This is a genomic window from Clostridium arbusti SL206, from assembly GCF_000246895.1.
Lineage (GTDB): Bacteria > Bacillota > Clostridia > Clostridiales > Clostridiaceae > Clostridium_I > Clostridium_I arbusti.
The window spans coordinates 1-13,625 of record NZ_BAEV01000106.1 but is presented as its reverse complement, the minus strand read 5'-3'; the positions used below and the strand labels follow the sequence as shown (position 1 = coordinate 13,625).

13 protein-coding genes and 1 pseudogene are annotated in these 13,625 nt (G+C 30.3%); all 14 read right to left on the bottom strand.

Annotation, left to right across the window (positions count from 1 at the left end):
• Window positions 1–32: 32 nt before the first annotated feature.
• Complete coding sequence (locus tag RH99_RS15410; protein WP_010240299.1) at window positions 33–668, bottom strand: thiamine diphosphokinase; 636 nt, start codon at window positions 666–668, stop codon at window positions 33–35.
• Between the two features lie 2 nt (window positions 669–670).
• Window positions 671–1,321 (bottom strand): ribulose-phosphate 3-epimerase, encoded by a 651-nt coding sequence (gene rpe / locus RH99_RS15405; RefSeq protein WP_010240297.1) that lies wholly within the window; start codon window positions 1,319–1,321, stop codon window positions 671–673.
• Window positions 1,318–2,184, bottom strand: a complete 867-nt coding sequence (rsgA, locus tag RH99_RS15400) for a ribosome small subunit-dependent GTPase A (RefSeq protein ID WP_010240294.1) — start codon at window positions 2,182–2,184, stop codon at window positions 1,318–1,320. Before rsgA ends, rpe begins: the two co-directional genes overlap by 4 nt.
• Window positions 2,185–2,248: 64 nt before the next feature.
• Window positions 2,249–4,285 (bottom strand): Stk1 family PASTA domain-containing Ser/Thr kinase, encoded by a 2,037-nt coding sequence (gene pknB, locus RH99_RS15395; RefSeq protein ID WP_010240289.1) that lies wholly within the window; start codon window positions 4,283–4,285, stop codon window positions 2,249–2,251.
• On the bottom strand, window positions 4,263–5,003 hold the full coding sequence (locus RH99_RS15390) for a Stp1/IreP family PP2C-type Ser/Thr phosphatase (RefSeq protein WP_010240287.1): 741 nt from the start codon (window positions 5,001–5,003) through the stop codon (window positions 4,263–4,265). The genes pknB and RH99_RS15390 overlap by 23 nt, the downstream gene beginning before the upstream one ends.
• A 1-nt stretch (window position 5,004) precedes the next feature.
• Window positions 5,005–6,045, bottom strand: coding sequence for a dual-specificity RNA methyltransferase RlmN (gene rlmN, locus RH99_RS15385; protein WP_010240285.1), 1,041 nt, complete (start codon window positions 6,043–6,045; stop codon window positions 5,005–5,007).
• A gap of 8 nt (window positions 6,046–6,053) precedes the next feature.
• Window positions 6,054–7,385 carry a 16S rRNA (cytosine(967)-C(5))-methyltransferase RsmB gene (gene rsmB / locus RH99_RS15380; RefSeq protein WP_010240283.1) on the bottom strand — a complete coding sequence of 444 codons (1,332 nt, stop codon included), beginning with the start codon at window positions 7,383–7,385 and terminating at the stop codon, window positions 6,054–6,056.
• 15 nt (window positions 7,386–7,400) lie between these two features.
• Window positions 7,401–8,075 carry a zinc metallopeptidase gene (locus RH99_RS15375; protein WP_010240281.1) on the bottom strand — a complete coding sequence of 225 codons (675 nt, stop codon included), beginning with the start codon at window positions 8,073–8,075 and terminating at the stop codon, window positions 7,401–7,403.
• 100 nt (window positions 8,076–8,175) lie between these two features.
• Window positions 8,176–9,117: a methionyl-tRNA formyltransferase gene (gene fmt / locus RH99_RS15370; protein WP_035777132.1), complete on the bottom strand. Its 942-nt coding sequence runs from the start codon at window positions 9,115–9,117 to the stop codon at window positions 8,176–8,178.
• On the bottom strand, window positions 9,107–9,559 hold the full coding sequence (gene def / locus RH99_RS15365) for a peptide deformylase (protein ID WP_010240275.1): 453 nt from the start codon (window positions 9,557–9,559) through the stop codon (window positions 9,107–9,109). The genes fmt and def overlap by 11 nt, the downstream gene beginning before the upstream one ends.
• 40 nt (window positions 9,560–9,599) lie before the next feature.
• A pseudogene (gene priA, locus RH99_RS15360) lies at window positions 9,600–11,800 on the bottom strand (primosomal protein N').
• A 130-nt stretch (window positions 11,801–11,930) separates the two neighbouring features.
• Window positions 11,931–13,118, bottom strand: coding sequence for a bifunctional phosphopantothenoylcysteine decarboxylase/phosphopantothenate--cysteine ligase CoaBC (gene coaBC, locus RH99_RS15355; RefSeq protein ID WP_010240273.1), 1,188 nt, complete (start codon window positions 13,116–13,118; stop codon window positions 11,931–11,933).
• 1 nt (window position 13,119) lies between these two features.
• Window positions 13,120–13,338, bottom strand: coding sequence for a DNA-directed RNA polymerase subunit omega (rpoZ, locus tag RH99_RS15350; protein ID WP_010240271.1), 219 nt, complete (start codon window positions 13,336–13,338; stop codon window positions 13,120–13,122).
• Window positions 13,319–13,625, bottom strand: a 307-nt coding sequence (locus RH99_RS15345) for a guanylate kinase (protein ID WP_010240269.1), incomplete at its 5' end; no start/stop codon positions are given. The genes RH99_RS15345 and rpoZ, both read right to left, overlap by 20 nt.

Sequence of the window (13,625 nt, the reverse complement as noted above, 5' to 3'; positions counted from 1 at the left end):
TTTTTTTATTAGAGCCTAAAATTAATACTTTTTTAATCCCTTGCTCTAATAAGTAAAACTATTCCTTTATCAAAAGTAATAGATACAGTGTGATCTAATAACTCATTTGATACTGTTCGTGGATCACCAAATTTCAAGTCATAATTATATAATTCATATTTTGCTTTAATAATACACAAATTATTTACTTTAGCACCAAAGGCTTGAAGTGAAAATATATCTCCTAATTTTCCTTCAATTTTAAATTCTCTATCATGAAGTGATATTGTATTGTTTTCATCTATAATATAGGCTTTTATACCCTTCTTTAAACATTTATCCAGCAAGCCAATATTTGCTAGTGTGTGGTCTACCCTACTGCCTGTACAACCAAACAATAAAATTTCCTGAGGCTTTAATTTAAAAGCCTCATCTATAGCAGCTTCAGTATCTGTAAAATTCTTTTCTGATGGATAAGAAATTACTTTACTTCCTTTATTTTTAAAGTAATCAAGTACAACGCTATCAATAGAGTCAAAGTCACCCAATATCATATTGGGCAGTATATTATATTTATATAATATATTTGCTCCACTATCCGCACTTATAATATATGTTTCATCATTTAAATAACTTATCAATGTATTCTCTTCAGGAGGCATGCCTCCTGAAATCACCAATACCTTCATCTCTAGAATCCTTCTTTTAAAGTTTTTATATTTTTCTCTATTTCTTTATTCTTAAATACTGATGAACCTGCAACAATTACATTTGCACCACAATCCACAACTTTTTTTATATTGTTACTATTTATTCCTCCATCAACTTCAATCATAAGTGATGGATTATATTTCTCAGAAAGTTCTTTAATTTGATGTATTTTATTTAGGGTATAATCTATAAAACTTTGTCCTCCAAAACCAGGATTAACAGACATAACAAGAATCATATCCACCTCTTTTATTATACACTCCAATACCGATATTGGCGTTGATGGATTAATAGCTACACCAGCCATCTTTCCAAAGCTCTTTATATATTTTATTGTTCTATCTAAATGTACATCACTTTCATAGTGAACAGTTATAATATCTGCTCCAGCTTTTGCAAAATCCTCTATATATCTAGAAGGTTCCTCAATCATTAAATGGACATCAAAAACTAATTTTGATGTTTCCCTTATAGCTTTTATAATTGGCATGCCAAAAGATATATTTGGCACAAAGCTTCCGTCCATTACATCGATATGTATCATATCTGCTCCAAATTTTTCTAAACTAATAACATCTTCTCCAAGTTTTGATAAATCTGCAGACAATATAGATGGCGATAATTTTATCATTTCCATTCCCTCCTATTTAAAATTTCTTCTAATGTTTTCACATAAAAATTATATCTATTATTATTTATTTCCCCAGCTTCTACAGCTTTTTTAACTGCGCAGGCAGGTTCCTTATAATGCATACAAGTAGAAAACTTACATTCATCATAATATTTATTAAATTCTGGAAAACACAATTGCAAACTTTCCTTTTTAATAAAGCCAATATCCAAAGAAGAAAATCCAGGAGAATCAGCCACGTACCCTCCATCTATCTCTATAAGTTCACAATGTCTTGTTGTATGTTTACCTCTCTTCAACCTTTCACTTATAGCACCAGTTTCCATGGCTGAATGTCCTAATATAGAGTTTAAAATTGTAGATTTACCCACTCCAGAAGGTCCACAAAACACTGTCACGTTTCCCTCAAGATGACTTTTAATCTCTTCTATACCTTTTTCAGCTTTTGCATTGAGATAAATTATCTCATATCCTATACTCTTTACTAAAGAAACTGTTTCCTCTAAATTAGCATCAGTAGCTAAATCAATTTTATTAAAACATATTACTACCTTTAATTTATTAATCTCACATAAAATTAAAAATTTATTCAGTAAATCCATATTAAAATCCGGCTGTCTCACTGCGAACACTATAAAAGCTTGAGTTACATTTGCTATAGCTGGTCTTATGAGTTCTGAAGTTCTAGTGAGTATTTCTTTAATAAATCCTTTATCCTTATCAAGATCTATTAATACATTGTCCCCCACTAAAGGAGAAAGATCCCTATGCCTAAACCTTCCCCTTGCTTTACATTCATATATTTTATCATTTATTTTTACATAATAAAAACCGCCTATACCTTTTACAATTATTCCTTGCATTATAACTCCTTAGGTTTTAATCGTTATATATTGTATATTATCTATTTTTAACCAAATGTTGCTTTCAATTCTTAGTGTTATCAGGTTGTTCCTTTCCAGTATTAGTTTTATCTCCGGTATTTGTTTGATCCCCAATATTTGTCTGGTTTACATCATTTGTTTTATTTACGGTATTTGTCTGATTTCCAGCACTTGCTTGATTTCCAGTATTTGTATTCGTACCAGTATTTGAAGTATTGTTTTGTTTATCTTTTGCTGAATTATCTCCACCAGAATTTTGCTTTGAAGTATTATCAACTGTATTTTGATCCGCCGTATTAGTAGTAGAAGCTGCTGGCTGACTATATTTGTAAACAGTTATTGTTACTGTAGCACCTTGATTTAATTTAGTTCCTGCTGCTGGATCTTGATCTGCTACAATATTATTTTGATTACTATCATTTGTAATTCTAAACACCACATTTGCACTAAGACCTATATTACTTAATGCCTTTACCGCAGCATCCTGTGAAATACCCTTAACTGAAGTCACTGTAGACTGTTTTATTCTTGGTCCTCTACTTATAACAATACTAATAGCACTGCCTTTATCTAAAGTACTGCCTACATCAGGATTAACGTTTGTAACCGTATTATATGGATAGTTATCACTATACTCTTTGCTAACATCCCCTAAAGTATATCCCGCATTTTCAATTACTTCTTTTGCCTTATTTAAATCTAATCCCATTAAGTCAGGAACAACGGATTGGTCTGGACCTGAACTTATAGTTACCCTTATACTTCCTCCCTTAGCAATAGCCTCCCCAGCATTTGGGAAACATTCTAAAACAGTTCCCTTTGGTTTATCATTTTTTTCAGTCCCTGCTACAGTATACTTAAATCCCTGACCTTCTATAAGCTTTTTAGCATCATCTTGTTTCATACCTATAACATTGGGTACTTTTTCTGTCTTAGCATTTTGAGAAAGGCTTGCTCTTGCTGCTCCAATACTGTACCCAATAGCTATAACTGCAATGACAACCACTGCAATAAGTGTAGAAATTATTATACCTTTTTTCTTTTTTGATGGAGAACTTATTTTTTTATTTGCGCTTAAATTCTCTTCTTCACTTTCTTCATCTTCTTTAGAATTATCATCATATTTATCTTCATCATTAATTAATTTTTTATCATTTACATTATCCACATTTCCTAAAGGAGTAAATTGAGCTGTATCATTAATAGGATCCATGACCATAGTATAATCATCTTTTAAAACTTGATTTGCAAAATCCATAGTTGAATTATTACTTATCTTATCTAAATCCTGTATAAGCTCTTTAGCATTCTGATATCTAGAAACGGGATTTTTTTCCATACACTTTAAAACGAGCTTATTTAAAGAAGATGGTATATTAGGATTAACCTCTGCTGGTGGCACTACAGGATCTTGAATATGTTTAAGAGCTACTGAAACTGGACTTTCAGCATCATAGGGTACCTTTCCTGTTAACATTTCATATATAACTATACCCAAGGAATATATATCAGTTCTTCCGTCTACAACAATACCCTTAGCCTGTTCAGGAGAAAGATAGTGTGCTGATCCCATTATCTTATTACTATTAGTAATGGTTACTGAGTCAGAGGCTTTAGCTATTCCAAAATCAGCTACCTTAACAATACCATCTTCAGTAACCAAAATATTGTGTGGTTTTATATCTCTATGTACAATATTATTTTTATGTGCACAATCAAGAGCTGAAGCAATTTGTCTACTTATATTAATAGCCTTTTTCCAGTTTAATTTTCCTTCTTCAGTAATAACTTCTTTCAGTGTTTTACCTTTTATATATTCAAGCACAATATAATTTATATTTCCTTCTGTTCCAACATCGTATATATTTACAATATTGTTATTTGATAGACTTGCAGCGGCAGATGCTTCTCTCTTAAATTTTTCAACAAAGTCTTTATCCGTAGATAGTTCATCCTTTAAGACTTTTACTGCAACAAAACGATTTAAAAGATGGCATTTTGCCTTATATACTATGGCCGTTCCACCTTCACCTATTTTCTCCAGAAGTTCATATCTATTATTTAGTGTAATTCCCAACATTTTCACACTCTCCTTCAAAAATAATAACAGATATATTATCTTTACTACCCTTCAGCTTACTGAGCTCAACCAATTGGCTGCAAGCGTCTTTATTATTATTTTTTATTATTATATCATATATTTCATGCTTACTCACAACATTTGTTAAACCATCAGTACACAAGATTACTTTTAGAATATCTTTTATATTTATATCAAATAAATCCACATCAACAGAAATATTAGTACCTAAAGCTCTAGTTATAATATTTTTATTTGGGTGATTTATTGCTTCTTCCTCAGTTATACTTCCAGAATCAACTAGCTGCTGTACTAGTGAATGATCTTTAGTGATTTTATTTATATCATTGGTTTTTACAATAAAACAGCTGCTGTCTCCTACATTTGCAACTATTATCTTGTCATGTATTATAAGACATGCAGTAATTGTAGTTCCCATACCAGACATGCTTGAATCTGTACTGGCCATATTATAAATATTAGTATTTGCAATTTTAATTGCTTCACATAAAATATTTTCCGGATCATCAAATTTATTTAAACTTTTTATGTAGTCAATAGTAGACTCTACCGCTATTTTACTGGCAATTTCCCCAGCATTATGTCCTCCCATACCATCTGCAATTATATAAATCTTCTTTAAGTCATCTTCATAAACTCCAACATAATCCTCATTTAGTTTTCTAGCTAAGCCAATATCACTTAACATACCAACCATTCTAACACCCCTCTTCTATGTTCTTTACATAATTTCTTCTGAGTTGACCGCAAGCAGCATTAATATCACTTCCCATTTCTCTTCTTATAGTATTATTAACCCCGAAATTCGTTAGTATATCACTAAACTTTTTTATACTCTCCTTTGAAGGTTTTTTAAAATTATTTTCTGTTACTGTATTAATCGGTATCAAATTTACATGACAAAGGATATCTTTAAGTAGTTCTCCAAGTTGTTTTGCATTATCTTCATTATCATTAATATCCTTAACAAGAGCATATTCAAAGGTTATTCTTCTATTGGTTTTATTAATATAATAATTACATGCATTAATAATTTCTTCTATATTATATTTATTAGCTATTGGCATAATCTTTCTTCTTGCTTCATCACTTGCCGCATGGAGAGATATAGCCAAAGTTATTTGAAGATTCAAATCCGCCAATTCATATATCCTAGGGACAATGCCGCAAGTAGACAAAGTTATATGTCTTTGACCAATGTTTAAACTATACTCCTTATTAACTATATCTAAAAATTTAATTACATCATCATAATTATCTAAAGGTTCTCCGCTCCCCATAATCACAACATTTGAGATTCTTTTACCAACTATACTCTGAGTTTTTAATATTTGTGCAATAATTTCACCAGTTGTAAGACTTCTTACCACTCCACCAATAGTTGAAGCACAAAATTTACATCCCATTCTACAACCTACTTGAGTAGAAATACAAATGGAGTTACCATAGCTATACTCCATTTCTACACATTCAATTATACTTCCATCTCTATATTTGTATAAAAATTTTTTTGTGCTATTATCAGAAGACTCATATGTTTGAATTACTTCTGGAATACCTATATAAAAATATGTCTTTAATTTTTCTTTTGTTGATTTTGGAATATTATTCATATCGTTAAAATCCCAAATTTCATTATAAATCCAGTTAAATATTTGCTTTGCTCTGAATTCTTTTTCTCCATTTTCCTTCATCCAAATTTTCAAATCATTTAAATCAAAGTCTAATATGTTAATCATAGCTACACTTACCGCCTCTTCCTAAGTTTACAAATAAAGAAACCATCCATATACTTATTAGGCATTATAGTTACCCAACCTTCTTTGCTGCATATTATATTATCTCGTTTTTCAAAATACAAAGGTTCAATTTCATATTCCCTATTGCTACTTAAAAACCAACGGATATTTTCTTCATTTTCTTCTGAATTAAAAGTGCAAGTTGAATACACTAAGTATCCATTATCTTTAACATACTTTGCTGAATTCATCATAATGCTTCTCTGAGTTTTCACTAAATTTTTTAAATCTTTCAAGGATTTATTCCATTTAATCTCTGGTTTTTTCTTTATAATGCCAAGACCAGAACAAGGTACATCTATTAAAACTCTATCAGCAGTTTTTTCATACTTATCATCATATTTTCTGCTATCCATCTCACTGCAGACTAAATTTTCTATACCCAATCTTTTTGCATTTTTCTCTATTAATTTTAACTTATTTGCATGAAGATCAAAAGCTCTAACTACTCCTGTATTACTTAATATCTCACATATATGAGTAGTCTTACCTCCTGGTGCACTACATAAATCCAATATAGTCATATTTTCTTTTATGTCCATAGATGGAGCTACTAACATGGCACTTTCATCTTGAACAGTTATAAATCCTTCACTAAACAATTTATTATGTTCAATATTTCCCCCTTTAATTATATTAATAGATTCTTTACAAATATACCCTGTCTCAACATTAAAATCGTGAATTAAAAGTTCATTGTAGATATCTTTATAACTTCCCTTTAGAGGATTTACTCTTACAGATATATTCGGTATCTCATTGAGACCTTTCATTATGATCATTGCATTTTCTTTTCCATATTGATTTATAAAAAGCTTAGCCATCCAAGGCTCAAAAGAATAATCGAAACATATTTTCTGAATCTCATCTTCTCCCTTTATAAAATTTGCATCTTTAGATCTTATATAATTTCTAAGTACACCATTTACAAATTTAGATGGACCTATACCCTTTTCTTTTTTTGCCATTTCTACGGCTTCATTTACAGCTGCAAATTCTGGTATCTTAGTTAGATACTTCATCTGATATATTGAAGCCCTTAAAATATTTAATATATAAATATCAACATTTTTAAGATCTTTTTTAATAAAATACGATAAAACTTTATCAATAGTATATTTATATTTTAAAGTTCCATAAACTATTTCGGTAACTAAAGCTTTATCCTTAGCTTCTAAATCAGATTTATTAAGCAAGCTACCTAAAAGTATATTAGAATAGGATTTATCTTTAAATACACCTGTTAAAACTCTTACAGATATTTCTCTACTTTTATCCATTACATAACCTCAATTTTAATCTCTTCTGCTTATAACAATAAGCCTAATAAGATTTAATATAGCCATTAAAGCCGCTGCCACATAAGTCATAGCCGCTGCACTTAATACTTTTCTGGCTCCTTTAACTTCATCTCCCATTAATATAGATCTACTTTCTAGTATTTCTACTGCTCTACTTGATGCATTAAATTCTACAGGTAAAGTTATAAGTTGAAATACAACTACTGCTGCAAAAAGTATAACACCAACTTTAGCTAAAATAGGTATAGAAAAAATTATACCTACAAAGAATATTATCCATGATGCACTTGAACTAAAATTTACAACTGGAACTATAGAGTTCCTAATCTGTAAAGGTACATAGTGCAATTTATGCTGTATAGCGTGACCTGATTCATGGGCAGCTACCCCAATTGAAGAAACAGAATCTCCATGAAATACTTCAGGAGACAATCTCATCACTCTGTTAGCTGGATCGTAATGATCTGTTAGCTTTCCTGGTATAATTTCAATAGGAATATCCCTTAGTCCTGACGCATCTAAAATCATTCTGGCAACATCTGCACCTGTGTAACCGCTTCTACTTCTCACTCTTGAATACTTTTCAAAGGTTGAACTTACCTTTGCCTGTGCCCAAAACGATATAACTATAGCTGGAATTAATAAAATAAACGTTCTATCAAAAAACATAATATCATAATCCCTCCAAAATAATTTTTCTTTAAATATCTAGAAAATAACAAGTTAATTATATACTATTTACTAGATATTCTCTCTACCATATATTAATTTAAGCGAGTATAACTCCTTCTTCAATTGAATTACCCCTAATATAATCCTTTACTTGCATGGCCTTTTTACCTGGGAATTGTATTATTTCTACCAAGACACTGCCATCTTTAGATGAAATCAATATCCCATCTTCATCTACTTTTATTATTGTACCAGGAAGTTCTTCATATACCTTTTTCATAACTTTAGCTTTGTGTATCTTCATAACTTTTTCTTTATAATTCGTATATGCTAGTGGATGTGGATTTAAACCTTTAACCAAATTAGCAATATCCTTGCTATTATTATTCCATACAATTTTACCACTTTGCTTTGTTAACATTGGTGCATAATTAGAATCTTCATTATTTTGCTTTTCTGGAGTTATTTCCCCCCTAACATATTTATCAATGGTTTCTACTAAAAGATCTGCTCCTCTCTCCATAAGAATATCATGCAAATCACCAGCAGTCATATCATCAGTTATAGTTACTTTATCTTTCAAAAGCATATCTCCTGTATCAAGGCCTACATCCATAAGCATAGTAGTATTACCTGACACACTTTCACCATTTATTATAGCCCAATTTATTGGTGCAGCACCTCTAAGTTTTGGTAAAATAGAAGCATGTAAATTTATACAGGCATATTTCGGAATGTCTAATATATCTTTTGATAATATTTGCCCGAAAGCCACGACTATAATAAAATCAGGATTTATTTCTTTAAGTTTCGCTATTATTTCAGGTTCATTTTTTATCCTCTGTGGTTGATAAATAGGAATATTATGTTCTAGTGCCACTTCCTTAACTGCTGATAAGGATATTTTCTTACCTCTTCCCTTAGGCTTATCCGGTTGGGTAAATACAGCTTTCACATCAAATTTTTCAATAAGTTTCTTAAGTGATGGTACTGAAAACTCAGGAGTACCCATAAATACTATATTCAAATTATTGTTCATCTCCTTCAACTAGTTTATCAATAAATAGAACTCCAGATAAATGGTCTAATTCATGACAAATTGCTCTAGCTAATAATCCTTCTCCCTCTATTTCTATTTCTTCACCTTTTTCATTTAATGCTTTTGCCTTAACATATTCTGGTCTTGCAACTTTTCCTTCTCTTTGTGGTATACTTAAACATCCTTCTTCATCTAAAACACTACCACGACTTTCAATTATTTCAGGATTTATTAATACTATAGGACCCTCACCTACATCTATAACTACTAACTTTTTTAGTATTCCTACTTGTGGAGCTGCAAGCCCAACTCCGCGAGCTTCATACATAGTTTCCTTCATATCTTCTATTAATGTAAGTATCCTATTATCTATTTTATCAATGTTTCTGCTCTTTTTTCTTAGGATATTATCTCCTAAAGTTCTTATATTTCTTAACGCCATATTAAAACCTCCAAAGTAAATATTGTATATTCTTATTATCTTATAATAAATTAATAGGATTTATATCCATACTAACCCTTATATCATTATAATCATTTTTAACACAATCATAAACAAAATTTTTTATATAACTAGCAAATTCATGGTTAATTTCACCTTTTAAAATTATTTGCCACCTAAACATTTCTTTTATCTTGGATATTATACAAGGACAAGGTCCTAACATATTTATATTACTATATTGTTTTATAATATTCTTTAATAATAAACCAATATTCTGTGTATTTTTATTAATAAATTTTCATTTTTACTACTTATATTTATTAATAATATCTCACTAAAAGGTGGATAATTCATACACTTTCTTATCTTTATTTCTTCTTCATAAAATCCTAAGTAATCATTGCTAGCTGCAGCTTTTATGGCATAACTTTCTGTACTATAAGTCTGTATTATTACCTTTCCTTCCTTTGAACCTCTACCTGCTCTACCTGAAACTTGATTAATAAGCTGAAATGTTCTCTCATTAGCTCTATAATCCGGTAAATTCAGGGATAAATCTGCTGCAATTACTCCAACTAATGTAACATTTTTAAAATCTAAACCTTTGGCCACCATTTGAGTTCCTATTAATATATCTGCTTTTCCATTCTTAAAGTTACTATATATCATTTCATAAGAATTTTTCTTCCTTGTTGTATCATAATCCATTCTTAAAGTTTTCGCAGTTGGAAAAATCTTATTTATCTCCTGCTCTATTTTTTCAGTACCTACTCCAAAATGCTTTATATACTTGCTTCCGCACTTAGGACATATAGACGGCAACTTCTTAGTACTTCCACAATAGTGGCAAACTAATTTCTTAGTATCACTATGATAAGTAAGAGATATATCACAATGTTCACATTTAAAAACATAACCACATTTTCTGCAGGAAACAAAAGTAGAATGACCTCTTCTATTTAAAAACAGTATAATTTGGTTCTTACTTTTTAAAGCATTGTTAATTTCATCTAAAAGAGATCTACTAAACATAGATTTATTATTACTGACTAGTTCCTCTTTCATATCTACAATGCTTACTTTCGGAAGTTTTGCTCCATCAGCTCTTTCTTCAATAGTTATAAGTTTCATCTCATTATTAAGACACTTGTAGTAGCTTTCCAAAGAGGGAGTAGCAGATCCTAAAACTAACTTGCAATTTTCCAAATTGCTTTTCATAATCCCGATTTCTACTGCAGTATACTTAGGAGTTGTTTCTGACTTATAACTGGTTTCATGTTCTTCGTCTATCACTATCATACCTAAATTAGAAAATGGTAAAAATATTGCCGATCTAGCTCCAACAGCCACTTTTACTCTGCCTCTCTTTACTCGCATCCACTCATCATATCTTTCTCCATCGGAAAGTCTACTATGAAACACAGCTATATTCTTTCCAAATCTACCTTTAAATCTTTCTACGGTTTGAGGTGTAAGAGCTATCTCTGGCACTAAAATTATAGAATCCTTACCACTTTCTATCATTAAACTCACTAATTTCATATATATTTCCGTTTTACCACTACCAGTTACGCCATGTATTAAAAATTTATTTTTATTAGTGCACATTATTGCATTTACAGCAGACTTCTGATGGATATTTAATTGTTTTTCATCATAATCTTCATAGACCTTCTCATTGTATCTGTCTACTATCTTTTCCTCAGTAGTTAAAAAATCATACTTTATTAGTGTGTTTATAGAGGATACAGATAAATCAAAATTTTTACTTAATTCGCTTTTAGTATATTTGCCATTATTATTCTTTATTATAGAGCATATATTAATATATGGATTTTTATTATATTTATCTGTCAATTTGTTTTTTATAGAGATTGTATTTCTAATTTTCTGCTTCATTCCTCTAGTAATTCCAGTAGGCATAATTAATTTTATACAATCTAGATAAGTACAAATATATTTTTCTTTCATTAATTTTATGAGACTTATATCCTTTTCTCGAAGCACCGTAAAATCATCACATATACAATTGATTTTTTTAATAGTATATGCACTTTCATAAGTTTCATAAAGCTCAATTATAAAACCGAATACCATTTTATTTCCTTTACCAAAAGGTACTTTAACTCTTTGACCCACTTTTATAAAATCCATGAAATCTTCTGAAATTTCATAGGTGAATATTCTGTCTACCGAGGTAGACTCATTATTTATAACAATTCCAGCATACCTAAACACTAAATCACCCTTTTGTACTAACAAAATATAAAAAAAGCGACTATGTCGCTTTCGCTAAGAAACTTTAGTTCCCTTTAATAAGTCAGAATAATCTTATCAGTCTAATTTACCATAGAGTAAAAAAGCGCTTTTAGCGCTTTTTATTTAATAGATTAAATAGTTCTCTTGCTATTTTTCTTTTAGTCATCTTATCAAAATTGTATACTTTACCATCTCTACTTAAAATTGTTACTAGATTGTGATCACTTGAAAATCCTGTGTCTTTAAGTGTTATGTCATTTGCAACTATGTAATCTAAATTTTTTTTATTCATTTTATTAGTGGCATTTTCAATTAAATCATTACTTTCTGCTGCAAACCCAACTAAAATTTGATTGTGTTTTCTATCCCCTAAAGTTTTAAGAATATCATTATCTCTTACAAATGTAATCTTTAAATCATCTTCACTCTTTTTTATCTTCTTTTCTGAATAAGTCTTAGTCTTATAATCTGCAACCGCAGCAGACTTTATTACAATGTCACTTTTATCATAGTACTCTAAAACCTTATTATACATTTCTTCATTAGTATTAATATCAATTACATTGATACCATAAGGCTTTTTTAGAGCACAAGGTCCTGAAATAAGAGTTACATTTGCTCCTCTATCCCTTGCTTCTTCAGCAATGGCATATCCCATTTTACCTGAAGACCTATTAGTAATATATCTTACGGGATCTATATATGAAACCGTTGGTCCTGCTGTAACAAGAACTTCTTTATTACATAAATCTTTTTTATCGTAAAGCATACTATATACAACTTCAGAAATATATTCTGTATCTGCAAGCTTACCTTCTCCTACATCTCCACAGGCAAGTCTACCACTACTAGGTAATATAAATTTATAATTAAAACTCTTAAGCCTTTTAATGTTATCTTGAACTATAGGATTTTGATACATATTAGTATTCATAGCTGGTGCAAACACTACTGGAGCCTTTGTTGCCATTATAGTTGTAGAAAGCATATCATCTGCTATTCCATTGGCTACTTTTCCTATAATATTTGCTGTTGCAGGTACTATAAGCATTAAATCGGCCTTTTTGGCTAGCGAAATATGCTGAATCTCCCATGCCCTTGGTTCTTCAAACATATCCGAAATAACCATATTTTGACTCAAAGATTGGAAGCTTAAAGGGCTTACGAACTCTGTAGAGGATTTAGTCATAATTACATAAACATTGACGTCCTTCTTTTTAAGACGACTTATTATGTCTAACGCTTTATAGACTGCTATACCCCCACATATACCTACAACTACACTCTTCGATGACATATTATTTACTTTCCTTTTTTATAGTATCATAAGTAAACTTATCTTGGTCTAATTCATTAATAGCTATGGTAAGAGGTTTATTTGCGTCAATATCCACTAAAGGCTTAGCCCCACCTATAATTTGTCTTGCTCTTTTTGAAGTTACTACCACAACAGAATATCTGTCTCCAGTCTTTTTAACTAAATCTACTATTGATGGGTTAATCATTGAATTGTTCATGAATTAAGTCCTCCTTAGAATTTAATATTTTATCTTTTATTCTATCTACTCTGCATCTCTCAGCAGCTATGATACTCTCTATTTTAGTTACCGCTGCATCTACAGTATCATTGATTACAGCATAATTGTATTTTGAAACATAATTAATTTCTTTATATGCAGATTTAAATCTAGTTACTAAAGATTCTGCTGTTTCACTTCCTCTGCCTATAATCCTTTGTCTAAGTTCTTCCATAGATGGTGGCAATATGAATATGAATACACCCTCTGGATAATTATCTTTAACC

Coding starts and splice junctions, on each gene's coding strand:
- RH99_RS15410 (WP_010240299.1), bottom strand. CDS start 668: ATGAAGGTATTGGTGATTTCAGGAGGCATGCCTCCTGAAGAGAATACA.
- rpe (WP_010240297.1), bottom strand. CDS start 1,321: ATGATAAAATTATCGCCATCTATATTGTCTGCAGATTTATCAAAACTT.
- rsgA (WP_010240294.1), bottom strand. CDS start 2,184: ATGCAAGGAATAATTGTAAAAGGTATAGGCGGTTTTTATTATGTAAAA.
- pknB (WP_010240289.1), bottom strand. CDS start 4,285: ATGTTGGGAATTACACTAAATAATAGATATGAACTTCTGGAGAAAATA.
- RH99_RS15390 (WP_010240287.1), bottom strand. CDS start 5,003: ATGGTTGGTATGTTAAGTGATATTGGCTTAGCTAGAAAACTAAATGAG.
- rlmN (WP_010240285.1), bottom strand. CDS start 6,045: ATGATTAACATATTAGACTTTGATTTAAATGATTTGAAAATTTGGATG.
- rsmB (WP_010240283.1), bottom strand. CDS start 7,385: ATGGATAAAAGTAGAGAAATATCTGTAAGAGTTTTAACAGGTGTATTT.
- RH99_RS15375 (WP_010240281.1), bottom strand. CDS start 8,075: ATGTTTTTTGATAGAACGTTTATTTTATTAATTCCAGCTATAGTTATA.
- fmt (WP_035777132.1), bottom strand. CDS start 9,117: ATGAACAATAATTTGAATATAGTATTTATGGGTACTCCTGAGTTTTCA.
- def (WP_010240275.1), bottom strand. CDS start 9,559: ATGGCGTTAAGAAATATAAGAACTTTAGGAGATAATATCCTAAGAAAA.
- coaBC (WP_010240273.1), bottom strand. CDS start 13,118: ATGTCATCGAAGAGTGTAGTTGTAGGTATATGTGGGGGTATAGCAGTC.
- rpoZ (WP_010240271.1), bottom strand. CDS start 13,338: ATGAACAATTCAATGATTAACCCATCAATAGTAGATTTAGTTAAAAAG.